Source organism: Persicobacter diffluens (assembly GCF_036244895.1).
GTDB lineage: Bacteria > Bacteroidota > Bacteroidia > Cytophagales > Cyclobacteriaceae > Persicobacter > Persicobacter diffluens.
The window spans coordinates 76,554-102,206 of record NZ_BQKE01000003.1 but is presented as its reverse complement, the minus strand read 5'-3'; the positions used below and the strand labels follow the sequence as shown (position 1 = coordinate 102,206).

The 25,653-nt window shown below is 42.7% G+C and carries 15 protein-coding genes and 1 pseudogene; 12 read left to right on the top strand and 4 right to left on the bottom strand.

Translation table 11 applies throughout. The features are described from left to right. Positions 1-88: 88 nt before the first annotated feature. Positions 89-1,432, bottom strand: a complete 1,344-nt coding sequence (locus AAA970_RS19905; RefSeq protein WP_338238648.1) for an MATE family efflux transporter — start codon at positions 1,430-1,432, stop codon at positions 89-91. A gap of 157 nt (positions 1,433-1,589) precedes the next feature. Here AAA970_RS19905 and AAA970_RS19900 point away from each other — a divergent pair, with 157 nt between their 5' ends. Continuing rightward, complete coding sequence (locus AAA970_RS19900) at positions 1,590-2,957, top strand: TIGR00366 family protein (protein ID WP_338238647.1); 1,368 nt, start codon at positions 1,590-1,592, stop codon at positions 2,955-2,957. 59 nt (positions 2,958-3,016) lie between these two features. On the opposite strand, the gene AAA970_RS19895 is transcribed toward AAA970_RS19900, so the two are convergent. Both AAA970_RS19895 and AAA970_RS19890 read right to left on the bottom strand, forming a co-directional pair. Continuing rightward, on the bottom strand, positions 3,017-4,297 hold the full coding sequence (locus AAA970_RS19895) for a S41 family peptidase (protein WP_338238646.1): 1,281 nt from the start codon (positions 4,295-4,297) through the stop codon (positions 3,017-3,019). After that, the gene (locus AAA970_RS19890) at positions 4,297-5,793 is read right to left on the bottom strand and encodes a helix-turn-helix domain-containing protein (RefSeq protein WP_338238645.1); all 1,497 of its coding nucleotides are present in this window, start codon (positions 5,791-5,793) and stop codon (positions 4,297-4,299) included. The genes AAA970_RS19895 and AAA970_RS19890 overlap by 1 nt, the downstream gene beginning before the upstream one ends. Positions 5,794-6,447: 654 nt before the next feature. Here AAA970_RS19890 and AAA970_RS19885 point away from each other — a divergent pair. The 4 genes from AAA970_RS19885 (at position 6,448) to AAA970_RS19870 (ending at position 11,032) form a co-directional block, all read left to right on the top strand. After that, entirely contained in the window at positions 6,448-7,098 is a 651-nt protein-coding gene (locus tag AAA970_RS19885; RefSeq protein WP_338238644.1) for a class I SAM-dependent methyltransferase, read from the top strand. A 213-nt stretch (positions 7,099-7,311) separates the two neighbouring features. After that, the gene (aceB, locus tag AAA970_RS19880) at positions 7,312-8,907 is read left to right on the top strand and encodes a malate synthase A (protein ID WP_338238643.1); all 1,596 of its coding nucleotides are present in this window, start codon (positions 7,312-7,314) and stop codon (positions 8,905-8,907) included. A 113-nt stretch (positions 8,908-9,020) separates the two neighbouring features. Next, positions 9,021-10,295 carry an isocitrate lyase gene (gene aceA, locus AAA970_RS19875; RefSeq protein WP_338238642.1) on the top strand — a complete coding sequence of 425 codons (1,275 nt, stop codon included), beginning with the start codon at positions 9,021-9,023 and terminating at the stop codon, positions 10,293-10,295. 290 nt (positions 10,296-10,585) lie between these two features. Continuing rightward, positions 10,586-11,032 carry a hypothetical protein gene (locus tag AAA970_RS19870; RefSeq protein ID WP_338238641.1) on the top strand — a complete coding sequence of 149 codons (447 nt, stop codon included), beginning with the start codon at positions 10,586-10,588 and terminating at the stop codon, positions 11,030-11,032. 248 nt (positions 11,033-11,280) lie between these two features. Here the strand turns inward: AAA970_RS19870 and AAA970_RS19865 are convergent, their stop codons facing one another. Then, the gene (locus AAA970_RS19865; RefSeq protein WP_060689322.1) at positions 11,281-11,508 is read right to left on the bottom strand and encodes a hypothetical protein; all 228 of its coding nucleotides are present in this window, start codon (positions 11,506-11,508) and stop codon (positions 11,281-11,283) included. Positions 11,509-12,020: 512 nt separating this feature from the next. On the opposite strand from AAA970_RS19865, the gene gltB reads away from it, so the two are divergent. From gltB to AAA970_RS19830, 7 genes and pseudogenes are all read left to right on the top strand, one after another. Further along, positions 12,021-16,520, top strand: a complete 4,500-nt coding sequence (gene gltB, locus AAA970_RS19860) for a glutamate synthase large subunit (RefSeq protein ID WP_338238640.1) — start codon at positions 12,021-12,023, stop codon at positions 16,518-16,520. A gap of 23 nt (positions 16,521-16,543) precedes the next feature. Continuing rightward, positions 16,544-17,974: a glutamate synthase subunit beta gene (locus tag AAA970_RS19855; RefSeq protein ID WP_338238639.1), complete on the top strand. Its 1,431-nt coding sequence runs from the start codon at positions 16,544-16,546 to the stop codon at positions 17,972-17,974. A gap of 127 nt (positions 17,975-18,101) precedes the next feature. After that, on the top strand, positions 18,102-19,331 hold the full coding sequence (locus AAA970_RS19850; protein WP_338238637.1) for a DUF885 family protein: 1,230 nt from the start codon (positions 18,102-18,104) through the stop codon (positions 19,329-19,331). A gap of 116 nt (positions 19,332-19,447) precedes the next feature. Beyond that, a complete protein-coding gene (locus AAA970_RS19845; RefSeq protein WP_338238636.1) occupies positions 19,448-22,651 on the top strand; it encodes an AsmA-like C-terminal region-containing protein in 3,204 nt (1,067 codons plus the stop codon). Between the two features lie 219 nt (positions 22,652-22,870). Beyond that, positions 22,871-23,575 (top strand): annotated as a pseudogene (locus AAA970_RS19840) (NAD(P)H-dependent oxidoreductase). Continuing rightward, positions 23,568-24,932, top strand: coding sequence for a monovalent cation:proton antiporter-2 (CPA2) family protein (locus AAA970_RS19835; RefSeq protein WP_338238635.1), 1,365 nt, complete (start codon positions 23,568-23,570; stop codon positions 24,930-24,932). The pseudogene AAA970_RS19840 and the gene AAA970_RS19835 overlap by 8 nt, the downstream one beginning before the upstream one ends. Further along, a complete protein-coding gene (locus tag AAA970_RS19830; RefSeq protein ID WP_338238634.1) occupies positions 24,933-25,496 on the top strand; it encodes an NAD-binding protein in 564 nt (187 codons plus the stop codon). It abuts the gene before it with no gap. Positions 25,497-25,653 lie beyond the last annotated feature (157 nt).

Below are 25,653 nucleotides of genomic sequence, written 5' to 3'. Positions count from 1 at the left end.
GGTCGTCTCCTGCTTTCCATTCAAAGGCAGTCTTACAATGAAAAGTAAATGGTACCGCAAGCCCTATTGATTTCCTTTTTTTTAGCTTTTAGTTAGGATCATAGTTTAATCTTTTCCAGCTATGAATCAGGAAAACCATGGTAGTGGTAAAGGAAACCACGTCGGCGATGGGGATGGCATAAAACACCCCATGAATACCATAAAATTTAGGGAGGAAATAAATCAAGGGGATAACAAAAATTACCTGCCTGGAAAGGGTGAGGAATAAGGCCGGTGCTGCTTTTCCAATAGCCTGATAGTAACTGGCGCCTATCATTTGCATGCCGACCAAGGGTAAAGAAATGCCAATTATTTTCAAGGTATCTGCGGCCGCTTTCACCAACTTTTCGTCGGTAGAAAAACTTGACATAATGAGATTTGGGAAGAGCATAATCACAATAAAGCAAACACAGGAGACCAGGGTAATCATCCAACTGGCGGATTTTAATGTGGCTTTTACCCTTTGCTTTTCTCTTGCACCAAAATTATAGCCAATCAATGGTATGAATCCCTGTACGATACCAATCATGGGGAAAAAAGTAAACATCATTACCCTGTAGATCAGCCCATAGATAGCAACATAAAACTCGCCTCCGTGATGAATCAGGGCATGGTTGATCATTGCCGCAATCACGGATGCGGCACTTTGGCGAGCAAATGTTGAACTTCCAATGGAAATGGTTTCTTTGATCAAGACCCCTTTGGGTTTCCAATATTTGAAGGACAGGGATAAAATACTCTTTGAAGAATTAAAATATCGTGCCAGGTAAAGGCTGGAATAAACCTGTGCCAGGAAAGTAGCCCAGGCAGCGCCGGCGAGTCCCATTTTGAAAACCATCATGAAAAGCGCATCCAAAAGGATATTGAGTAAAGCCGAAAATACCATTGCATTCATGGCGGTTTTGGAATCTCCTTCGGCACGGGCAATATTATTTCCAACCATGGAATAGGCCAAGAAAGGCGCACCAAGAATGACTATTCTGAAGTAAATGAGTGCCTCATCAAAGATGGCCCCTTTTGCTCCGAAAGCGATAAGAATGGGTTTTGCTGCTACTAAACCAATAATTACGGTGATTATCCCAAAAATACTGGTGATCAGTAAAAGGTTGCCAAAAGTTTTTTTGGCCATTAGCGTGTTAGTGGCACCATAATACCTGGACACCAGAGACGCACCACCTATGCCGGTGGCCATGCCAACCGCGGAGATTAACATGGTGATCGGAAGCACAATGGAAAGCCCTCCTATGGCTTCGGTACCCACTAATCTCCCGACAAATACGGTATCTGCAATGTTATACAGGGCCATTACCATGATGCCCATCATCGCCGGGATGGACAACTGTAATAGTGCTTTGTTTACTGGAGCTTCCTTTAGGATTAATTCTTTCTTCATAATTCGCTATCGCGGCTCAAATTAGTTTATTTTTCTGTAGGAAGGGTAATGTGGACAAGAATGTTCCTAAATTTTAAAACGTATCAGGAGGAAGACCTTTGGTGGAGCTATCCAAGGTGGAGGAATTACGTAATTTATTAATAAGTGATTTTTAAATATGATTTTTAAAATTTTTAAGCAATTTCTTTCAGCACTTAAATGGGTACTTCCCTCTCCATTTAATTTTGCTGTATTTTTAACGATACTGAGTTTTATATTAGCTTTTCTGGTAGGAAAGCCTGCTGACGAAAGTGCAATAGCTTATTTTTCACAATTGGCGCTGGCCTGGTTTGAGGGCTTATGGTCACCTCCTTTTTTGACGTTTTCTGTGCAGATGATGCTGATCTTGGTTTTGGGTTTTGCCCTGGCACAGTCTACTTTATTTGAGGGTTTGATTTTGTTTTTGATCAAAAGATTTCCAAATCCACGAGTGGCTCCGGTATTAATCGTCCTGATGTCAACCTTCCTCTGCTGGCTTAATTGGGGCTTGGGTCTGGTGTTTTCGGCTTTGTTGGTACGTAAAATGGGGGAGTATTTCAGCGCTGGTCAAATACCCTTTAATTATCCCTTAATGGGAATGGCGGCTTATTCGGGTATGGTGATTTGGCATGGTGGACTTTCAGGGTCCGCTTTGTTAAAAGTGGCGGAGAAAGGTCATTTAAATGAGTTATTACCCGCTGTTTTTGGGCCAGATGAGGTATTAAGTATTCGCCAAACCGTTTTTTCTGCAGGTAATTTATGTACTTCTTTAATTTTGATTTTTTGCCTGTGTGGCTATTTCTTCTGGATGGGGCGAAAAGACAAGGGCTTGGTTTTGGAAATTCATGCCAAGCGTTTTGCAAAGTGGGAACATGGGAAAGGAAGTGGTGCCGCCCTATTGGAATACAGTGCCATTTGGTCAAAAGTACTGGCTTTAATTTTTCTAATACTTTTTATCCTCATCATCACGCATTTCCCGTTGGGTTTAAACCCGAATACGATTAATTTCGGACTTTTTATCCTGGCTTTGGGTTTTCATCAACATCTCCACTCTTTTTGGCAGGCATTAAGGAAAGCGATGCCAGCAGTAACCGATGTATTAATTCAATTTCCTTTCTATTTCGGTATTTTTGGAATTTTTAAAGCTTCCGGCCTTTTGCTTTGGTTTTCCACTGGTTTTGTGGAGTTAGGATCAGCAGAAAGTTTACCTTTTCTTAGCATGCTTTCTGCCGGATTGGTTAATTTTTTTATTCCCAGTGGTGGAGGGCAGTGGGTGCTGCAGGGCCCCGTTATTTTGGAGGCTGCGCATCAATTGGCAGTGCCTGCGCCGAAAGTGGTCCTTGCTTTGGCCTATGGGGATGAGTTAACCAATATGTTGCAACCCTTTTGGGCGCTTCCTTTATTGGGGATCACCGGAATTAAGCCGCAGGACTTATTCCCCTATGCGGTGCCCGTTTTTTTGATTGCAGCTGCCGTTTTTTCGCTTAGCCTATTTTTTTGGGTATAAAAAAAGCGGCAACCGCTGCTTTTGGTGCAGTGGTTGCCGCTTTTAGCTCGGAAATTGAATCAATCTTTTCTTTCAATGAATTCTTGGCTATATGGGCCATCCAGGGCATTCAGTGGAATACCCTCGGTTCTAATTTTTGCCGGTAATGCCTCGCCCTCCTCAATCCATGCTAAGGCCGCTTCCACCCGATACTCTTCCCGGCTGTTAAGTGGGTTATTCAAGATATTGGTCAGGGACTCATTCACGACTACATCCGGTAAAATACCGTTTCCATAATCACCCTGATCATCTTTGTCCGTTATTCTAAAAGCGATAGGGTAGAAGTCATATCCATGTTCGGTCAGCACAAAAGAACCTACATCTTTACCTACTGTGGTTTTTCCAAAAGTCCGAAGTTTGTTTCCCAAATAAGGACGCAGACACCAAATAATACTTTCGCTTGCCGAAGCGGTATTCTGGTCCTGAATAATGGCAATTTTATTAAAAGTGTTTTGTATACCCTGAGGATCGAAGGTTACCGTTTGGTTTTGAGCCTGGTATCTATTATTGAAAGATTCTTTTAAGTATATATCATAGGCTTTTCCTTCCGGGTAGATTAGGGATGCCAATATTGCACTGGTGGAAACCAGGCCACCACCATTGTACCGCATATCCAATATCAGGTTATTGACACCTTTTGCGGCGAAATCTGAAAAGACATCTCTAAGCGCTTGCTCAGAAATACTTTTAAAACTTTCGTAATGCACATAGCCCGTTTTTACCGATGGGTCATTTTCTTTAATGAAAATTTCCGTGGGACCGACATAATCCGCCTGAATCTGAGCAATCTGAAAGGTATAATCATTAATGCTATTATTCCTCTTGATTTCAATATCAATATTTAGCCCTTCTTCCTGCGCATATAATTGTTCAATAGCAGATACAGAACTGCTATTATTCACACTTACGATTTCGTCGCCTCTTCGAACCCCGGCATTGTGAGCAGGACTTCCCTCGGTCACATGGATGGCAAAATATTGCTCATCGGTAGTGACGCCTAAATAAATACCGGAGCCAATTTCAATTTCAAAATCATTACTCATCCTGGCATTATCTGCTCCATAGGATTTCTTAATAAAAGTGAACCGATCCTGGCTGACTTTTAGTTTCTTCACCAATTCTTCCGGCTCATAATTACTGATATCTTTCAGCACTGGCGATTCCTCTGACCATAAATATTGGTCATGCATGACTTCGTCAATATATTTATTGATTTCTGATACTTCCGTATTGGAATCTGTATTGTTACAGGAAAAGCAAATCGAAATAGCAAGCAGGAAAAAAAATAAGGATTTATTCATTAGGTTAATTGATTAAGTTCATGGAGTTGATTCATGATTTTATTGCGTTGAGCCGCCTTCTCCAACACCAGTGGCGCAGAAGCTCTTTCTTTACATGATCTGATGGAACAACGTTCGCAGGTTTCATTAACATTCAATATCGGAATATTTGGATCATCCCAAAAATGAAATCTCTCCTTAAATACATCATTGAAGGTGAAACCAATGGAAACACTCACCTGATCCGAATCGCCTGTTAAGGAAGGTCGTACTAATGAAATTACGAAATATTCCTCTCCGGAATCCTGATACTGTGATCTTTGTACCATAAAGTGAGCGTCCGGTGCCTGATCTTTGGCCTTTAATTCCTGATATTCATCGAATATGCGTATAGAACTCCAGCGTCGGCAGTAATGCTCTCCATTTTCTATGGCATGGGCAGTATGGTGGCGCGCGAAGTGTAATTCTTTAGTCACGGTGTACTGGTGATGCACCGGCCCATGATGAAACCTTAAATAGAAGAGGTTGTTAATCTCCCAATATGTGGGGATCAGCGTGGTCAGGCGGTGCATAAAAGTCTCTGAGGAGGACGTATAGCGATACATCATGGTTCGGAAAGCTTCCGAATCCCATTCTGTATTTTTGGCAAATTGATCCAGATCCTGTAGAAGGCGGGTGCGATTCATGATAATGGCACCTGAGAAATAGGTTACCTTATGGTTGTTGAGTACCTGTTCGAAAGAATCAATCTCTACTGAAGAATAGGTATATTCCCTTTCTTTAATGTTAAGGAAGCGGTAGCCCAATTCGCGTCCGATGACGAAAGTTTTTTGACTTTCATTCAGTTCCCCCTTGATGTATAAGGTGGGTTGCTCTCCCTCTACCATTACGGAGCGAATGTGCTGTAATTCGCTGAATTTGGATAATGAATCCTCCTCAATTTTGATATTGTAACTTTCATAGAGAATTTTCGCCAACTGTTCAAAATTCACTTTGTCATTCACATTCATGGAATGTTTTTTCATGAATTTTTCGGCTTCTTCCTCCAGATATTCGAAATAATTTTCATGCATTTCCAAATAAGAGCGTAGGGCGGCAAGGTTAAAATCCTCCTCACTCATATTATACCTTCGAGAAATTTTGATCAGGGTGGAGATAAAAGCATTGATCTTAGTTGGAGCGGAGGCAATTATTTCCACTAACTTGTTCAGTTCCAGTCCCAGCATCTCCAAAGGCAGGTTTTCCAGTATATTGGAATTCAATAAGGTGCCTATAGGCTCCATTTTCTTACTGAGCTTCAGCCCTACCAAATCATCATAGCTCACTTCCAGGCCTTCCGCCAGATCCATCAACTTTTTGGTTTTAGGGTATTTTTTGCCTTTCTCAATTTCATTGAGATACGAAACACTCAAACCGGTTTTTTTGGCTAATTCGGTTAGAGAGAGTCCATGATGCGTTCTGAGTTCTTTTACTTTAAGTCCCAGAATAATTTTAATGCCTTCTTCACTTATATGCACAGGTAGCTATTTTCGTCGATGGTAAAATGAAGTCTTTCCCTCCATTTTATGTTGGATGAAGGGGAGTGGTGTAAAAATAGTGAAATTTCGCTGAAAACAATCAACTTTGACTAATACTACGATTTATTATAGTTTTTTTCTTTAGCAGGATGATTCATGCCTAAATCCTCCTTTAACAGCAAGGCGGGAAAAATGGCGGAATTTTTCCCATTTCACTTTATTAGAGCGAAGCAGGTTTATGATAAGAAGGCAAGCAGGCATGAATAAGGGTTATAAAAAAATCCGCCATTATTTGGCTTGAAAAATATCCGAAATCGTCTTGAATCTCTCTCCATTGGCCCTGGTGAGCATATATATAATGGTGCCATTATCAGAGGTCATAGTTCTGCGGTTCATCAATTTTTTTTCATTGAGAAAATGGCTTTTAAACACTATACCCCTAAAAAGGAGTTAAGAAGGTGGTGTAAGAAATGAGGAAAAGTGAAAAATTTTAATTTAACAAAAGTACTACTCAAGCTTAAAAATCAAGCTAAATTATCCCCAGTCGAACGTCGAAAGCTTTATAGGATGTTCTGTGGCTATTATTTTGGTCTGAAACATAATGCGCTTGATAAAGTGAAGTCCATCCAGCTTTTTGATTTTAAATTCCATTTTTTGGATAAAAAAGATATCGTTAATCAATTGGCCAGAATATTTTCTACGGATGATTATTGGGTCGAACTGGATCATCCAGAACCAGTAATTGTCGATCTCCGTGCTGGAGAGGGATTAAAAGTTCTTTTTTTTAAGTGGCTTTATCCCGATGCCAGAATATATGCCTTTGAACGGGACTTCCGATTGTTTCAATTATTGCGTCGGAATATTGAAACCAATGATTTGCAAGGCGTTATCGCGAAACATGGGCTGGTGCTGGATTATGATGGGATGGAAGTTTTCGAAGAAGTATCCGACCGGGTGCCGGCTTTTCGCCTAGCCGGGGTGGTGGGGTTGGAGGAAATAGATTTAATGAATTTCCCATTAGATGAATACTCTGACCGGCTATTAAAAAATTTAGATCGGGAGCATATTTTAAGTAGGATAGATCACCTTCTATTGGATCTACCTAAAGAAGGATTGCCCCAGCAGCAAATCAATCATTTTTTTGATACCCTATCCAACGTGGGTTGGCGTTTGGCGCAATTTCCGGTGCAGCGAAGTGTAGCATTGATAGATGATATCGATTTTTTCACTTATCCTTTGCAGGAAGCGTTAAGAGAAAATTTTTTAAAGAAGTGGTGGGGGAAGTCCCTGATTAAGTTGCGCTAAGGGGTTGGTTGTTAGTGAGAAGTTATGCAAAGCAGAGGAAACTCTGCTTTTTTTTATGATTTTTTTTGAGCTCAAAATCCTCTTTTTTTTGAGGTTTCGATCAATTGAGTGAAAAACTGATAAACTGCGTATAAAATCATTCCAGCGAAATTTCGCAAAAAAGAAATTTTTCTCTAAATTCCGTTATACTAATAAACAAACCAAGCTGAACCCATGACGATAATTAAACAATCAGAGAAGGTGGCATTGCTGCAAATGCATCCTGCCAATGCGACTATTTTAAGTCCGGAGGCCATTGCCTTTATTCAAACACTCCATGATGAGTTTAATGGGCGGCGGATTAAGTTGCTCGAGGACAGAAAGGAATTCCAGCAAAGACTTAACAAAGGAGAGCGTCCGGGATTTTTACCTGACACCAAGCATATCCGTTTGAAAACCTGGAAGGTGGGTCCTTTACCTGTTGATATACTGGATCGCCGGGTCGAGATTACCGGGCCGGTAGATCGGAAAATGATCATTAATGCTTTAAACTCGGGGGCCAATGTCTTTATGGCGGATTTTGAAGATTCTACCTCGCCGACCTGGTCCAATGTGATCGAGGGGCAATTGAATCTGAGGGATGCGGTCAAAAGGGAAATTGCGTTTACCAATCCCACCAATGGAAAACATTATGAATTAAAGGAAGAGATTGCCACGCTATTTGTGAGGCCAAGAGGATTGCATTTGGAAGAAAAGCATTTTTTAATCGATGGGGAACGGATCTCCGCTTCTTTGTTTGATTTTGGGCTTTATCTATTTCATAATCACCTATCGTTACGTGAAAAAAGCACTGGCCCCTATTTTTATCTGCCCAAATTGGAACATTATCAGGAGGCCCGCTGGTGGAACGAGGTGTTTGTTTTTGCACAAGACTATCTGAATATCCCGCAGGGAACCATTAAAGCGACGGTTTTAATCGAGACCATCACCGCCTCCTTTATGATGGATGAAATTCTGTATGAATTGAAAGACCATAGTGCGGGTTTAAATTGTGGCCGTTGGGATTATATTTTTTCCTATATCAAGAAGTTTCATGCTATTCCGGAATTCCTGGTGCCGGATCGTGCTCAGGTGGGTATGGATAAACCATTTATGAAGGCTTATTCCCAATTATTGATTAAGACCTGTCATAAAAGAGGGGTGCATGCCATGGGAGGAATGGCCGCTCAAATTCCTATTAAGAATGATGAGGAGGCCAACACCCGGGCCATGGAAAAAGTGAGGAATGATAAATTGAGAGAGGTTAAGGCCGGGCATGATGGTACCTGGGTAGCGCATCCGGGTTTAATTTCCATGGTGAAAGAGGTCTTCAATCTTTATATGCCACGAATGAACAATTTGCATGTGGAGCGGGGAGAGGTGAAAGTAAGCGCTGAAATGCTGGTGGAGGTTCCTCAGGGGTCTATTACTTTTGAGGGCCTGGTGAATAACATTGATGTTTGTTTACAATATCTGGAAGCCTGGTTAAATGGAAATGGGTGCGTGCCTATCTATCATTTAATGGAAGATGCTGCTACTGCGGAAATTAGCCGTACACAAGTTTGGCAATGGTTGCACCATGCTCAGGCACGATTAGAGGATGGACGGGAGGTAAACGAAAACTTATATCAGGAGGCCCGAGCTGCTGCTATCGACCGTATCAAAGCCTTGGTAGGAGATGCGCAATTTGAGGCAGGAAGGTATCAAAAAGCAATTGAGCTTTTTGATGAAATGACCCTTTCAAATGAATTGGAAGAATTCCTAACCTTGAAAGCCTATGAGTTTATTTAAGAATAGGCAGAAACTAGTCCTCAAAAAAAAGACCCGCAAGCTTCTGATTGAAACGGAAACTCACGGGCAACTTTAACCTAAAATAAGATTCCCTACTATAATCTACATAAAAAATGACAAAGCAAGAAAGAATAAACGCATTGATTGCAGATTGGAAATCAAATCCACGCTGGAATGGCTTAGAACGCCCATATAGTGCCGAAGAAGTGATTAATCTGCAAGGTAATATATTGGTGGAACACAGCCTTGCTAAAGCAGGAGCCGAAAAACTGTGGGGAAAACTGAATACGCAATCCCTTGTGGCTGGATTGGGTGCGCTTACCGGAAACCAGGCGATTCAGGAAGTAGAGGCCGGACTTGAAGCCATTTACCTTTCCGGTTGGCAGGTGGCAGCAGATGCCAATCTTGCCGGAGAAATGTATCCGGACCAAAGCTTGTATCCTGCTAATTCTGTTCCCATGGTGGTCAAAAGAATTAATAATGCGCTACGTCGAGCCGATCAAATTCAGTTTTTAAATAATGGAAAGAAAGACTACCTGGCGCCCATAGTCGCAGATGCTGAAGCGGGCTTTGGCGGTAATTTAAATGCTTTTGAGTTAATGAAGGCCATGATTGAGGCAGGTGCTTCGGGCGTACATTTTGAAGATCAACTATCATCTGCTAAAAAATGTGGTCATTTGGGCGGTAAGGTGTTAGTCCCTACTTCCGAAGCAATAAATAAATTGGTGGCAGCCCGTTTAGCCGCGGATGTTTGTGGGGTGCCCACAGTATTAATCGCCAGAACTGATGCGGACGCAGCAAATTTACTCACCTCAGATATTGATCCCCGTGATCATAAATTCTTAACGGGTGAACGTTCTGCCGAAGGTTTCTTTTATGTGAAAAATGGTTTGGAACAGGGAATTGCCCGGGGTTTAGCCTATGCGCCTTATGCGGATTTACTTTGGTTAGAAACCTCCAATCCGGATATTGACCAGGCTCGGGCATTTGCGGAAGCCATTCATGAAAAGTACCCTGATCAAATGTTGGCCTATAATTGTAGTCCTTCTTTCAATTGGGCCGCTAAGCTTAGCGTTAAGGAAATGGAATCTTTTAGAGAAGAATTAGCAGCTTTGGGGTATAAGTTTCAATTTATAACTTTAGCCGGATTCCATGCTTTAAATACCAGTATGTTTGAACTTTCAAAAGCCTATAAAGAAAGGGGAATGGCAGGCTATTCCCAATTGCAGGAAAGAGAGTTTGGTCTACAGGCAGAAGGTTTTCGGGCAGTCAAGCATCAGTCATTTGTAGGGACCACTTATTTTGATGCCGTTCAGAATACGGTCACTCAAGGCCAGGCGGCCACAACGGCCATGTCCGGATCAACAGAAGAGGAGCAGTTTAAGTAGGTCGCCCTGTTGGTTTATTCGTTTGCTGAAAAACAAATATGCGGGACTAAAATCAGATGACTGCGGAAGCAATTGAGACTTTCACAGGATTACTTGGACCATGCTGAAAGCTTTTTCCTCGGCCAGTTTATAATAGTCGGATGTTGCGCATATAAACATGCTTTAATTAAGGCTCCTTTGGTTATTATTGCCAGAGGGGCTTTTCTGTTTTGAACATTTTTCGCTGCACTCGGTTTTTGAGGCGTTGGTCAATCTTGGCCGATTTTAAAAATTTATTCATTAATAGTTTTATGATGAAAAGTTGGTCTAAATTACTGTATGTTTTAATGGCGGCTGCTTTTATGGCTTGCGCTGAAGAGAAATCCACTGGTGAAAAAGTGAAGGAATCCGCAGAAGAGGCTGTAAAAAAAGTTGAAAAAAGCGTTTCGAATCTTGGTGAAGATTTTTCTGGTGAAATGGACGAGATTTCAAAAGAGATGGATGATCTGCAAAAAGAAATGGAAAATGCTACCGAGGAGCAAAAAAAGGAAATGCAAAAGCAATGGGATAAACTTTCTAAGCAAAAAGATGACCTGATGAAAAAAATGGAGAAAACGGGTCAGGAGGTAAGTGATAAGGCTTCGGAAAGTTATGAGGATGCAAAAGAGGAAAGTCAGAAAGCAGTTGAGGAGGGAAGTGAAGCCGTCAAAGATGCTGCAAAAGATATATCTGATAAAACAGAAGAAGCATTGGATTAACCCGAATTATTCACCGCTTAGTTTATTAACTAAGCGTAAGTAGTTTATTTTCAGCTCGGAACAACTTGTTTTTTTTGGTTTACAATAGCCCAAGTTTGGGCAAGCTTGCTTTCTCCTCATTCCTCTGTTTCGTTGGAAAAAACTCGAAATAGGAAACTATTCCATCATTTTTTCCGCCATACAGCTAAACGAGGATTTAAGCATGAATAATCCGAGTTAAAAAAAAGAAGCGGCCGAAGCCGCTTTTTTTATTTTTGAGAGGATTTTATCACTTCCAGGATTTCCTGAATGTCCACATCCATGGCGTTGATCATTTCCTCCGGAATTGCAGAGATTAAATTTTCAACAACCAGCCCCAACACCTCCAGCATTTTTTCCGGGCTAATGTCAGAACGAATATTGACATTCTCCAATATCCCTTCCTGATCATGGTCCAAAATTAATTCGATCCGTTTTCGAATAAGCTTTTCTTTCATAATAAATCTTTCCAACTTTCCTTATAACTCCAATCAGAAGTATTTGATTCATGGTTTGACTGCTAACTACCCCCTAATCTTACATAGCGCTTTCTGTCTTTTTCTGCTATTTTTTAAAGCAGTCCGTCGCATTAATCTTTTATTAAATTCCTGAATGCAGTCTTTTGATTGGCTGTTGGTGGCTCTTTCGAAAAAAATTTTGGGGACGGCGAAAATAAATAAAATAAAATTTTGGATGCCATAATTAAAGGATTATTAAAAATAGGTCGTTCAAAGGGCATACATTTCTTAGCTTCCTTGAAATAAGGTCTTAAGTTTTAAATTTTTCTAAAAACAGCGGGTGTTGTAAATAAAACACAGTTTGTGAAAGCTGTTGGTTGGAGTGCTGTTTGTTTGAGTATTACGCAAAAAATATGTAATATAGTGATGAATTTAGCAATGTAATGCGAATTCAATTATATGGATGATTGTTTTTTTGAGTAACACCTAAAAGTTTTTAAATCGGAATTTGTATGGCAGAAGGACAGCAGCAGGGGTTGTATGATCCCTCCTTTGAGCACGACAGTTGTGGAATTGGATTTATCGCACAATTGCAGGGGATTGCCTCCCACGGTGTCGTAGCGGATGCACTAACCATGTTGAGAAATATGGAGCACCGCGGAGGTTGTGGTACTGATCACCGTTCAGGAGATGGAGCAGGTATTTTAACCAAAATACCACATGAGTTTTTTTTAGAGCAGGCGCATGAGCACGGTTTTGAATTGCCGGATCAGGGGACTTATGGCGTGGCCATGTCGTTTTTGCCTCCCTCACCAAAAGCATATCAGGAGTCAGTTCAGGCCTTAAAAACCTCCATTATGGAGCATGGCTTTGAGTTGTTAGGCAGAAGACCTGTGCCTACTGATCCTAGTATTTTGGGAGAAGCACCCGCTCGTAATATGCCCAATATTGAGCAGTGGTTTGTGAAACATAAGTCAGGGGCTTCTGGGGTAGATCTTGAAAGGAAATTATATGTTTTAAGAAAGTACACTACCTTTCTTATTCGCAGCCTTTCTGATAAAGCACAAGAGCATTTCTATATTCCTTCATTTTCAGGAAAAACTATTGTATATAAAGGACAGCTGACCACTTTTCAGCTTTCACAATATTACCCGGACCTACACAATCCGGACTATACCTCAGCGCTTGCTTTGGTGCACTCCCGATTTTCTACCAATACTTTCCCGCAATGGAAACTGGCACAGCCATTCCGTTTCATTGCACACAATGGGGAGATCAACACCATCCGTGGTAATGTGAACTGGATGCGTTCTTATGAAAAGAATCTGGAGTCAGAAGTTTTCACTAAAGAAGAGCTTGATCTTTTAAAACCTATTTGTGATGATCACCATTCAGACTCAGCGAATCTGGATGCTGCGGTAGAGCTGCTGACCCTGAGTGGTCGTCCTCTTCCACAGGTATTGCGCATGTTGGTGCCCGAAGCCTGGCATCAGGATCCGGATATGCCGGAAGATTTGAAAAACTTCTATCGTTACCATGCCTCTTTGATTGAGCCTTGGGATGGACCAGCCGCCGTATGTTTCACCAATGGTGATGTGGTTGGAGCAACTTTGGATAGAAATGGTCTGCGCCCGGCCCGTTATGCGGTTACGGACGACGATTATGTGGTGATGTCTTCAGAAGTTGGAGCCCTGCCCATGGATCCTTCCAGAGTAGTACGTCAGGGACGTTTGCAGCCAGGTAAGCTTTTCGTATGTGATTTGATTGAAGGAAAAATCAAAGAAGACGAGGAAGTGAAGGCGGAGATGTCCAGCCAGCAGCCTTATGGTAAGTGGCTGGAAGAAAATCAGGTGGAGATTGAGGATTTGCCTGAAAAGAATGCAGCTGAGAAAGGCTATGAATTAATGCCTAATCAGGTAGCCTTTGGTGTTACCGATGAAGAATTGAAAGAGATTTTGATTCCGGTGGCGGAGCAAGGAAAGGAGCCTTTAGGGGCTATGGGTTCTGATATCCCATTGGCGGTTCTTTCCAAGAACAGTCAGCATATTTCCCATTACTTTCGCCAGTTGTTTGCTCAGGTATCTAACCCACCGATTGACCCGATTCGGGAGCGTACGGTGATGTCATTGTATACCTCTGTCGGTATTTCTCTGAACCTTTTGGGAGAATCTCCGGAGCACGCGCGCCAGATTGTCATGGAGCAGCCGGTAATGACCCGGGCGCAGATGGCCCGCATTTCCGGTTTGGATCATTCCTTCTTTAAGGTGAAGACCCTTTCCCTATTAATGGATAAGACGGAGGAAGAGGGCGAAATGGAAGCCTTTATCGACAGCTTGAAGGAGGCCGCTGAACAGGCGGTTGTGGAAGGCTACAATGTGATTGTATTAAGCGATAGAGGGGTAAATAAAGATAAAATTGCTGTTCCGGCGCTTTTGGGTGCAGGAGCAGTTCACCAATATTTAGTAAAAACCGGTCACCGTGGACTTTGCGGTTTGATTGTAGAAACAGGGGAGGCAAGAGCCGTTCACCATTTTGCAACCTTGATCGGTTATGGGGTAAATGCTGTTCACCCTTATTTAACTTTTGATTCTTTGGAGGCATTATCTGCCGAAGGAAGATTGAAAGTAGATTATGCTACGGCTGAAGCCAATTATATCCAGGCTATTGGAGCTGGTTTGCTGAAAATCTTCTCTAAAATGGGTATCTCTACTTTGCAGTCTTATCACGGAGCGCAGATTTTTGAGGCGCTGGGCATAGCGAAATCCGTTGTGGCGAAATGCTTCACGGGCACCGTTAGCCGACTGGAAGGTTTAACTTTTGACGGTATTTGTGCAGAAGTATTGGAGCGTCACGGACAGGCCTTTGATCAGGTGCGTGAGCATTTGGATTTCGGTGGACTATACCAATGGCGAAAGGAGGGCGAGAAGCACCTTTTTACGCCGGAGACCATTTCGCTAATGCAAAAAGCATGTCGTACTGGTGATTATGAGTTGTATAAGCAGTACGCTTCTTTAATTAACAATGCCGAAGATGCGCCGATTACCTTGCGTAATCTTTTCACTTTCCAGGGCAGAGAAGCCATTCCTTTAGAGGAAGTGGAATCGGTAGAGAAGATTTTGAGACGTTTTGCCACTGGTGCGATGTCTTTCGGATCCCTTTCGCATGAAGCGCACAGTACATTGGCAATCGCCATGAACTCCATTAAAGCCAAATCCAATTCCGGTGAAGGTGGAGAAGATGAGGCTCGTTACAAGCCGGGGCCAAATGGAGAGAATTTGCGTTCGGCCATTAAGCAGGTGGCTTCGGGTCGATTTGGGGTGACCTCCTACTATTTGTCAGAGGCTACAGAAATTCAGATAAAAATGGCGCAGGGAGCCAAGCCCGGAGAGGGTGGTCAGTTACCCGGCCATAAGGTGGATGAATGGATTGGAAAAGTGAGACATTCTACTCCGGGAGTAGGTTTGATTTCCCCTCCACCTCACCACGATATTTATTCTATTGAGGATTTGGCGCAGCTGATCCACGATTTGAAATGTGCCAACCGTGATGCCCGTATCAATGTGAAATTGGTATCGGAAGCCGGTGTGGGTACCGTAGCTGCCGGTGTAGCGAAGGCAAAAGCCGATGCTATCCTGATTTCCGGTGCTGACGGTGGAACTGGGGCATCGCCGATCAGTTCTATTTACCATGCTGGTTTACCATGGGAGCTTGGTCTGGCTGAGGCGCATCAGACATTGGTGATGAACCAATTAAGAAACCGTATTACGCTTCAGGCGGATGGGCAGATTCGTACCGGTAAAGATTTGGCTTTTGCCACTTTACTTGGAGCGGAAGAGTGGGGAGTATCCACCGCTGCTTTGATTGCCGAAGGTTGTATTATGATGCGTAAGTGTCACCTGAATACTTGTCCGGTAGGGGTGGCGACGCAAAATCCAAAATTGCGTAAGCTTTTCACCGGTAAGGCGGAGCATGTGGTGAATTTATTCAAATTCATGGCCATGGAATTACGTGAAATCATGGCTGAGCTGGGCTTCCGTACCATCAATGATATGGTAGGGCAGGTACAGAAACTGGCTGTCAAGGAGGAAATGTCGCATTGGAAACACCGTACGCTGGATCTTTCGCCAATCCTTCATCAGAACGAAACGCATGAAGCACAATATAAGCAAGTGCCTCAGGAGCATGGTTTACATGCCCATTTGGATTTCCGTTTGGTAGATGCTACCTGGCCATCGATTGATGCCGGAGAGCCATCAAAGGTGCGTTACCCCATCCGCAATACAGATCGGTCTGTCGGGGCCATTATTTCGCATGAAATTTCTAAGCGTTACCGCTCACGTGGTTTACCGGAAGATACCGTTCAGTTGAAATTTAAGGGGGACGCCGGGCAAAGTTTTGGCGTGTTTGGTGCAGCCGGATTGACATTCGAATTGGAAGGTTTGGCCAATGACTATTTAGGAAAAGGTTTTTCAGGAGCGAAAATGATCGTTTATCCGGATCGAAAAGCGGCTTATTCTCCAAGAAGAAATATGATTGTCGGTAATGTGGCCTTTTATGGCGCAACTTCCGGTGAGGCTTATATCCGTGGTATTGCCGGAGAGCGTTTCTGTGTTCGAAACTCCGGAGTGAATGTCGTAGTGGAAGGTATCGGTGATCATGGTTGTGAGTACATGACCGGTGGTCGTGTGATTGTGCTGGGTAAGACCGGACGAAACTTTGCGGCCGGTATGAGTGGAGGTATCGCCTACATTTACGATCCAAAGAAGAAGTTTGCCAAGAACTGTAATATGGAAATGGTGGACCTTGATCCCTTGGATGGCGAAGATGTGGTTTTCATCATGAAAATGATTGAAAAGCATAAGCAATTCACTGGCAGCCGTACGGCCACTTCGCTGATCAACAACTGGCAGGAAGGCCTGGCACAGTTTATCAAAGTGATGCCAAAGGATTATAAAAAAGTTTTGCAGGCACAAAAAGCGGCCAGCGAAAATCCAACATTAACTGAAGCTTAAGGCGAACCTTTAAAAATACTGAAATGGGAAAAATCACTGGATTTTTAGAAATAGATAGAGCACTTCCCGGCAAAATTCAGCCTGAGGAGCGCGTTAAGAATTATAAAGAATTTTATAAGGAGGCTGAATTCTCGGATGAACAAACCAAAGAACAGGCCTCCCGCTGCATGGATTGCGGTATTCCTTTTTGTCATTCGGGCTGCCCATTAGGCAACAATATTCCGGATTTTAACGATGCGGTCTACCGTCAGAATTGGAAAGAGGCTTTGTCCATTCTTTCCAAGACCAATCCTTTTCCGGAGTTTACCGGTCGTATTTGTCCGGCCCCTTGTGAGGGATCGTGCGTTTTGGGATTGAATAATGAATCCGTAGCAATTGAGCATATTGAAAAGTCTATCGGGGAAAAGGCATTCGAGCTGGGCTTGGTAAATCCCGCCACGCCTGAGGCGCGTACGGGTAAGAAAGTAGCCATTGTAGGTTCCGGACCGGCAGGTTTGGCCGCAGCGCATTGGTTAAACCTTTACGGACATGAAGTAACCGTTTTCGAAAGAGATGACCGCCCGGGAGGTTTGCTCAGATACGGTATTCCGGATTTCAAACTGGAAAAATGGGTGATTGACCGCCGTCTGAATGTGATGAAAGAAGCCGGCGTGAATTTCGAGGTGAATGCCGAGATTGGTAAAACCGTGCCTGCTTCGGAAGTCATTAATGGCTTTGATGCTGTTTTGATGTGTACCGGTTCTACGGTAGCCCGTGATTTGGATATTCCGGGTCGTCATTTGAAAGGGGTGCATAAGGCCATGGATTTCCTGACCCAGTCCAACAAGCGAGTGGCAGGAGATCAAATCCCAACGGAGGAAGAAATTTTAGTGACGGGTAAAGATGTAGTGGTGATTGGTGCGGGTGATACCGCTTCCGATTGTATCGGGACATCGAATCGTCAGGGAGCGAAATCCATCAATCAGCTTTATCGTCGTCAGCAGCCGCCAAAGGAAAGAGCGGAGTCTAACCCATGGCCGGAGCAGCCTAAAACCTTCACCCCTTCCTCTTCTCAGGAAGAGGGAGTGGATAATCAGTGGTCGGTGATGCCGGTAGAGTTTATCGGTAATGATCAGGGCGAAGTGACTCATGTGAAAGTAGCCACGGTGGAATGGATAAAAGAAAATGGTCGCCTGAAGATGATCGAATTGGAAGGTACCGAAGAAATTCAACCTTGCGATGTTGCGCTATTGGCCATTGGTTATGCGCACCCTGAACATGAAGGAGCCGTCGAGGAGTTATCCCTTGGTCTGGATAAATGGGGTAATATCAAATCCACAGGATTTCAGACCTCCCACGAAAAAGTTTTTACTGCCGGGGATTCCCGCATAGGGCAGAGTTTGGTGGTGACCGCTCTAGCTGATGGACGTCAGTCAGCGAAAGCGATCCACAAATTCCTCGGTTTTTCAATTTAGAATCATCCATCCATACGATTCCGGCACGGCAAGGCTTTTAGCTTTCGCCGTGCTTTTTTTTATCCCCAAAGGGCAATCCTTTTCTGATTTTAGCGCAATTGTTTAATTTGCGGCAAATAGCACCCATATGAGATTCTTTTTTAGCTTATCAATCGTTTTTTTGCTTTTTTCCTGTTCGGAAAAGAAAACCAAAATATCTTTCAACGATTTGGTAACCGACTATATTCAAAAGTCAGAGCGTTTTGATTTAAAAGATTATCCTTTTGATTATCAGGATTATTTTAAATCTATACCCACCCTGGATTCTGTATATTTACATGCCAGTTATTATAAAAATGTTAAATCCCAATTATCAAAAATAGACTGTCAGGGGCTTCGAATTCCTCAACAATTGGTTTATGATCGCTTAAATTTCCAATTGGAAATTCAAATTCGTCGTACCACTCATTTGAAAGCTTTTCATGATTCCTGGGGCTTAAAAGCCCTGCCGGACGAAGGGATTGGTGTATTTGATTTTGGAAGAGACTGGTACCGTTTCCGATTGGAAGAATTGGGCGGAAAAGTCGATAGAAACTGGGAAGGGGTTTTTGCTGATGCCAACCTGCAGATCAATCAGTGTAAGGAGGAAAAAATGAAGCTGGTGGAGGATTTACAGTTGGAAAATCTGATGCAACTGGGGCGTTATTTTAAAAAGAAAAATTTCCCGATGTCAGATTCCCTGGTGAGAAGCCATACGGTGGATCTGAAATATAATGCGATTGTAGGAAAATTGCCCTCCAGCTTTTCAAACAGGAAAATCGAGCCTTCGGCCATTCACTTTTTGAAAGATAAGCCTAAATTGAAAAGAGCCGAGATTGAACCAATAATTTTGAAAGGCATTATTCCGGGTGCTTTATTTTTCAGGGATAATCAGCCAAAGGAGTTTAATCAATATCCGATAGGAACAGATGTTCCCTTTATCAAAGGTTGGTCTGCTTATGCTCAGGGGCTGGGCAAGGAGCTGGGACTCTATCAGGATAGTTTGGCCATTTACACCTATTGGGATCAGCGAAATATACGTCTGGCAAAAATGGTGGTAGATTTAGGGGTTAATTATTTTGAATGGTCCGATGAGAAAGTGGCGGATTTTTGGGTCACAGCGGTTAAAGAGCATCCTCAGCATTGGAAAAAGCTGAAACAGGAAGTGGTAGAGGCGCCGGGAATTTATATTTCCGAAGGACTGGTCGAAATGGATTTATACCGATTGAGGGATCATTTTATGGTCCGGGATGAAAACCCCTCTCATAAAAAGTTTCATGATCGCGTACTAAGTTTGGGTGCCTTGCCAACTCAGGTATTGGAAAAAAATATGTTCTAATAATATAAATCTCAACGTTTTTCAATCTACCTTTTTTATATTTGCATATCCATTAATCTTGACCTCCTCATAACTCCTGAATTTTCATTGGCCTCCAATTTTAATTCAAATCAACCATGACCATTGTTAAAAAGGTATTTAAGGTATTATTGATTTTATTAGGAGTTTGGCTGGGAATTTTAATATTAGCTTCGGCCCTCTTTTACGTTTATCGGGGTGAAATCAAGGAAAAAGCCATTTCGGTTTATAATCAGCAAGGTATGGGCTATATCAATATTGGTGATATAGGCCTGGATCCCTTTAAAGATTTTCCATATATCGATCTACATATTGAAAATCTGGCTTTTTATGAACATGATCCCCAAAGGTCAAATGCAGAACCCATTTTTAGCATGGGGCATTTCTATGGTGCCTTGGATGTATTTGGTTTACTGAATCAAAAAGCTTCTGTCAAAAAGGTTTATTTCGGAGATGGTTTGATCAATTTGCAGGTGGAAAAGGATTCCACCTTAAATATTCAGCGTGCTTTAGACTTAACTTTTGAAGATTCGGAAGAGGAACAGATCGTAGTAGAGGATACCACTTCTGGTTTCGACTTTGCCGTTGATTTGAAAAGCTTGCAATTTGAGCAGATTCGCTTAAAATTCCTGAATAAGATTAATGACGCACATTTTGAGGCGGTGGTCAATGACTGGAACAGCCACCTTTCCTATGCGGATTCCGGAATAGTGGCGGGGACAAAACTGGATTTTTTGGTCGATACGGTGCAAATGGGAACCATGCAATGGTATCAGGTGCCCATCAAACTGAATTCCGAATTGACCTTTGATACCACCAATACGGTACGCATTCCTAAGTCCAGATTGTGGATTGACAATACCCGTTTTTTTGTAAAAGGGAGTTATGATTTAGACGGGCAGGGCGAGGCGGATTTAAAATTCTGGATGAATGACCCAAGCGTTGGATTAGTTACCCTCTTGAGTAGTGGTATGGTGGATATGTCAGACATCAATATTGGGCAGGAGGCAAAGATGAAGTTTAAAGCCAGTGTCAAAGGACCGACTATTGGAGCTAAGCCGGATGTTCAATTTGATTTTGAGTTAAAGGATTTATCTCTGAGCCACAATGACTGGGAGCAGCGGTTGGATGAAGTCGGGCTGAATCTTGCCGTAGATTTGAAAGGGGGGAAAGACTTGAAAGAAGGCGAAGTCCACCTTAAAAATTTAAGGTTGAAAGGGAATACGATAGATTTTCATGCCGATTTATCTTTGGTGAATCACGGAATTCCGAAACTTTCCGCCAAATGGGATGGTCAACTGGACCTTTCTTATTTTGATAAATTTGTGCATGTAGAAGAACTGGATTCTCTTCGTGGCTTTGTCGTTACCTCAGCGGACTGTTCTTTCACCGGAAATGGTAAAAAGAATGTTGATATCGACGGTTTCCTGAATATGGGGGTGAAGGAGCTGGGCATTCATTTAAATCCTATCGAAAAATCCATTACGGATGGGAATATGTTGATAGAGCTGGCCCCCGGCGCACTGGATTTTAAAGATTTTAATTTACAATTAGGCAATTCGGATTTGCATGGAGATTTAAGGCTTCATGATCCCTGGTTGATCGCTACTAATCGTCAGGATTCTATTGATGTAGATTTAAATTTAAGAGCTAATTTGATAGATTTTCCTGATTTAGTTGCCTTTGATTCGGCATTGGTAAATTTAGTGGGAGATTATTTAGTGGAAGATGTGAACCTTCAATTGAAGATGAGAACGACCAAGGAAGGGATCAAAAACCCTTTATTGCCGTTGGGAAATATTCGTTTGGTGGATTTATCTGCTAAACCGAAGGGCTTTGGCGAAGTGAAACATTTTAATGGTGTTTTTGGCGTACGAGAAAAGGTATTAGGAGTTAGACGACTAAAAGGCCGTCTGGGAGAATCTGATTTTAAATTTTCCGCCGGCGTGATTGACTATGCCAGCCTGATGAATAAGGAAATGGATGGCAAGGTGAAAATAGCCTACAATCTGGAATCCACATTGGCCCGGGTAGAGGACTTATTGAAAATTGGAGATACTTACCTGGTGCCGAATGGTTATCAGACCGAAAGCTTGAAAGATTTCAAATTTTCAGGTGAAGTCATCGTGCATAATGAGTCCTTACTCAATGCGCGAGAGATTCCTACCCTGGATATTAAGATAAAAAATATCCATGGAGCTACCACCTTAGTTCCCATGGCTTTGAGGGATTTGACCATGGACATGCATGTGGATTCTCTTGGGGTGAACCTGGCTTCTCTGTCCGGGCAGATCGGAAAAAGCGACTTTTATATGAATGGAAAAGTGGAGTGGCCGGAAGACAGTACCCACCTTCCCTCGGGTTACCTGACGGTGGGCGCCAAGTATTTTGACGTGAATGAATTGTTGCATATTGAATTACCCGAAGGAACAGCTGAGGAGCAAAGGGCACAGGTGGAGGCTGCGGCTCAGCAGGAGGCGAATGAGGAAATGATGGATCTTTCTCAGGTGAAATTTCCAAACTTTACTTTTAACCTGAATATTGATACCCTGCATTTTATGCGGGCCAATTATGTTCACATTAAGGGGAAGATGAATTCATCAGAAGAGAAAGTGGTGACCCTGGATAAATTGGTGGTGGATTTTGCCGATGGACAAGTGGAAATGAACGGGGGCGTTAATTTGGCTGATCCTTCAGATTATACCATGAATGGAAAATTCCTGATGCGCGATGTGGAAATGAGTAAGATTGATTTCGCCGTCGAATATGAAGGGGATACTATCGATTTTTCTAAAAACTTTGAGGGGAAAATGAATGCTGAGGTCACCACGGAATTGCATTTAAATCCTGACTTTACGGTCAATATTCAGTCCACGGAAGCTGAAATTACCGCTAAGGTAACCGATGGAGCGGTGAAAGATTTCGGTCCCTTGTCTGCTATGGCTTCTTTCTTCAGTAATAAAGATTTGAATAATATCCGTTTTGCTGAAATGGAGAACACTTTTACCTTCAAGCAAAACACCCTGACCATTCCCCGAATGAATATTGCTTCTACGATCGGTCAAATATATATGGGAGGCGAACAAAATATTGATGGGAATATGGCTTTTTCTGTAGAAGTCCCCTGGAAATTGGTGCGAGGGGTCGCCTGGAATATGATGACCGGCCGTAAGAAAAAAGGAGACGGGGAAGATGAAATCATGCAGGATGAAGGCGGGAAATACGTTTCCGTTACGGTAAAGGGAGATGTGGAAGACTTTGATATAGGTCTCGGAAAGAAAAAAACAGTATATAAAGATTAAGAAATAGAATTAGCCCGAATTATTCACCCTCATACTCAGACGCAGTAGGCTGACAAAAACCGTTTATTTCCAACTTAATAAAGATGGGTTTTCTGGTTTTGTTAGTCGCTTAAATTGGGGCAAGCTTGTTTTCTCCTTATTCATCTGCTTTGATGAAAAAATGAAATAGGCAACTTTTCCTTAAATTTTGCCCCTTTCCCGTTCCAAGAGGATTGAAACATGCATCATTCGTATTCAGCCGGTGTTCATTTCACCGGCTTTTTTTATGGCCTGATTTTAAACCAGCGAGGCATGAGCGATGTTAAAACCAAAACATGGCATATGAAGATTTTAATACTCTTTGGGCATCCGGCGTTTCAAAGTTCACATGTAAATAAATATTTAGTGAAAGGCCTCGATCAATTTCCCGGGGTCACCTTTCGGGATTTGTATGAGCATTATCCCGAGATGGACATTGACATTGATGAGGAACAGCGATTATTGAAGTAACACGATTGTATCGTTTTTCATCATCCCATGTATTGGTACAGTACTCCGGCGATTTTTAAAGAATGGCAGGATTTGGTGTTGGAGCATGGTTGGGCTTATGGCAGTCAGGGGAATGAATTAAAAGGAAAGTGGTTCTTCAATGCCACTACTACTGGTGCTTCCCGATTGGCCTTTAAAAAGGGGGAGTTTCAAAATCATACGGTACATGAATTTTTTGTCCCTATGAAGCAAATGGCTTTGCTTTGTGGCATGATCCCACTGCCTCCTTTTGTGGTACATGGAACGCATTTGGTCACGAAAGAAGGAGTGTTGTCTGCTCAGCAATCCTATCATAGACTACTGGAGCTCCTGGTGCATGATCGCCTTCCTTTGGGGGAGATCCTGAAAGTGAATTACCTGAATGATTTATTAGGAAAGGAGGTGAAAAATGCATGAGGGTGATTTCCTTTATCAGGCGATGATTTATCTTGCTGCGGCCGTCTTTTTGGTGCCTTTGGCCAAGCAGGTTGGTCTTGGATCTGTTTTAGGTTTTTTGATTGGTGGCATTGTGATTGGCCCCTATGTGCTTGGGTTTATCGGGGAAGAAGGGCAGGATGTGATGCACTTCGCAGAATTCGGTGTAGTGATGATGCTGTTTTTAGTAGGATTAGAACTGGAGCCTTCTCTTTTATGGAAATTACGGCTTCCCATTCTGGGACTGGGGGGAATGCAGGTGGTTGGGACCACGGTGCTGGTGAGCGTTATCACGCTTTTGGTTACGGATCTTCCCTGGCAGACCGCCCTGGCCATCGGGCTGACGCTATCCCTTTCTTCCACTGCGATCGTTCTGCAAACACTGAATGAAAAAGGTTTACTCAAAAGTGAGGGAGGACAAAATGCTTTTTCTGTTTTGCTTTTCCAGGATATTGCAGTCATTCCGATTCTGGCTATTTTTCCACTGCTGTCTCAAAGCCATGGGGGAAGCGAGGGAAGTCACCTTTGGATTGATCAGTTTTCCACTCCCATCCGAACGCTAATTATTTTGGGTGGGATTTCGGCCATCGTGGTCATTGGGAAATTCGCCGTCAGCCCCATTCTGGCTTTTATTGCTAAAAGCAGATTAAGAGGAATCTTTACCGCCGCGGCTTTATTAATTGTGGTGGCCATTGCGGAATTAATGGGCATTATGGGGCTGAGTCCGGCATTGGGAACATTCGTTGCCGGGGTGGTGCTGGCACAAAGTGAATATCGCCATGAACTGGAGTCCGATGTAGAACCATTTAAGGGCTTATTGCTAGGGCTGTTCTTTATTGCTGTGGGTGCCTCCATTGATTTTGAGCTTATTTTCTCTGAGCCCGCCCTGATCGCCGCATTGGTGGTGAGTCTAATTGTGCTCAAATTTTTGGTGTTGCTACTTATTGGTCGTGTCTTTGGAATGAAGCATGATAGTAATTTTCTTTTTACTTTTTCATTGGCGCAGGGAGGTGAATTTGCCTTTGTGCTTTTCTCCTTTGCACTTCAGAATGAGGTCATGGATACCAGTGTTACTAATCCGCTGATTGCTGCAGTGGTGATTTCCATGGCATTAACGCCTTTATTGATGATGTTCAACGAGTTTGTGATTCAGCCGCGTTTTGGAACCAAAGAATCTGGGGAGCGGGATACGGATGAAATTGATGAAGAGCATGGGGTGATTATCGCGGGTTTTGGTCGATATGGAAGTACGGTCGGTCGGTTTTTACAGGCGAATGCTATCAGTGCAACTTACCTTGATTTTGATCCCAATATGGTGGATCGGATGCGGAAAATGTGAATGAAGGTGTTCTATGGAGATGCTTCTCGTTTAGATCTGTTAAATGCCGCCGGAGCTTCCAAAGCAAAAATGCTTATCGTTGCGGTGGATGAAGAAGAAACCGGTTATGAGATCATTAAAAATGCGCAAAAGTATTACCCCCATCTGAAAATTCTTGTTCGCTCACGTAATTGGGCCAATTCATATAAAATCATGGATTTGGGCATTGATCAATTTTATCGGGAATATCTGGACAGTGCCTTGCGATTGGGCGCTGATGCGCTGAAGTTTTTGGGTTTCCGACAATATCAGATTCATCGTTCTGCTAAAACCTTTCGCAAGCAGGATGAAATGCTGGTGCGAAAATTATATCAGGTGAGAGACCAAAAAAGAGAAATGCTCCAAAGTTCAAAAAATTTGATTGAAAATATTGTACAAGTATTGAAGGAGGATAACCGCCGAATTGGAAAAGATAAAAATGAAGGCTGGAATACCGAGCAGATGAAAAAGGATTTTAAGCAGGTGATGACCAAACTGGAAGAAAGGGAAAAGAGGGAGGAGAAGAAGGATAGGGATAATGCTTGAGTAGTTTTTTTAGTGAGTTTTTATGTTCCATTAAAAGGGAGCAGGGGGGCGTATGTATAGACATGAGGGCTAAATAGTGGGTTATATTTGCCGTACATATGAGAAATTGGATTTTTTTGAAAAATTACTGATGAAGGTCTTTTTGAAAATGCAGGAA

Coding starts and splice junctions, on each gene's coding strand:
- AAA970_RS19905 (WP_338238648.1), bottom strand. CDS start 1,432: ATGAAGAAAGAATTAATCCTAAAGGAAGCTCCAGTAAACAAAGCACTA.
- AAA970_RS19900 (WP_338238647.1), top strand. CDS start 1,590: ATGATTTTTAAAATTTTTAAGCAATTTCTTTCAGCACTTAAATGGGTA.
- AAA970_RS19895 (WP_338238646.1), bottom strand. CDS start 4,297: ATGAATAAATCCTTATTTTTTTTCCTGCTTGCTATTTCGATTTGCTTT.
- aceB (WP_338238643.1), top strand. CDS start 7,312: ATGACGATAATTAAACAATCAGAGAAGGTGGCATTGCTGCAAATGCAT.
- aceA (WP_338238642.1), top strand. CDS start 9,021: ATGACAAAGCAAGAAAGAATAAACGCATTGATTGCAGATTGGAAATCA.
- AAA970_RS19870 (WP_338238641.1), top strand. CDS start 10,586: ATGATGAAAAGTTGGTCTAAATTACTGTATGTTTTAATGGCGGCTGCT.
- AAA970_RS19865 (WP_060689322.1), bottom strand. CDS start 11,508: ATGAAAGAAAAGCTTATTCGAAAACGGATCGAATTAATTTTGGACCAT.
- gltB (WP_338238640.1), top strand. CDS start 12,021: ATGGCAGAAGGACAGCAGCAGGGGTTGTATGATCCCTCCTTTGAGCAC.
- AAA970_RS19855 (WP_338238639.1), top strand. CDS start 16,544: ATGGGAAAAATCACTGGATTTTTAGAAATAGATAGAGCACTTCCCGGC.
- AAA970_RS19850 (WP_338238637.1), top strand. CDS start 18,102: ATGAGATTCTTTTTTAGCTTATCAATCGTTTTTTTGCTTTTTTCCTGT.
- AAA970_RS19845 (WP_338238636.1), top strand. CDS start 19,448: ATGACCATTGTTAAAAAGGTATTTAAGGTATTATTGATTTTATTAGGA.
- AAA970_RS19835 (WP_338238635.1), top strand. CDS start 23,568: ATGCATGAGGGTGATTTCCTTTATCAGGCGATGATTTATCTTGCTGCG.
- AAA970_RS19830 (WP_338238634.1), top strand. CDS start 24,933: ATGAAGGTGTTCTATGGAGATGCTTCTCGTTTAGATCTGTTAAATGCC.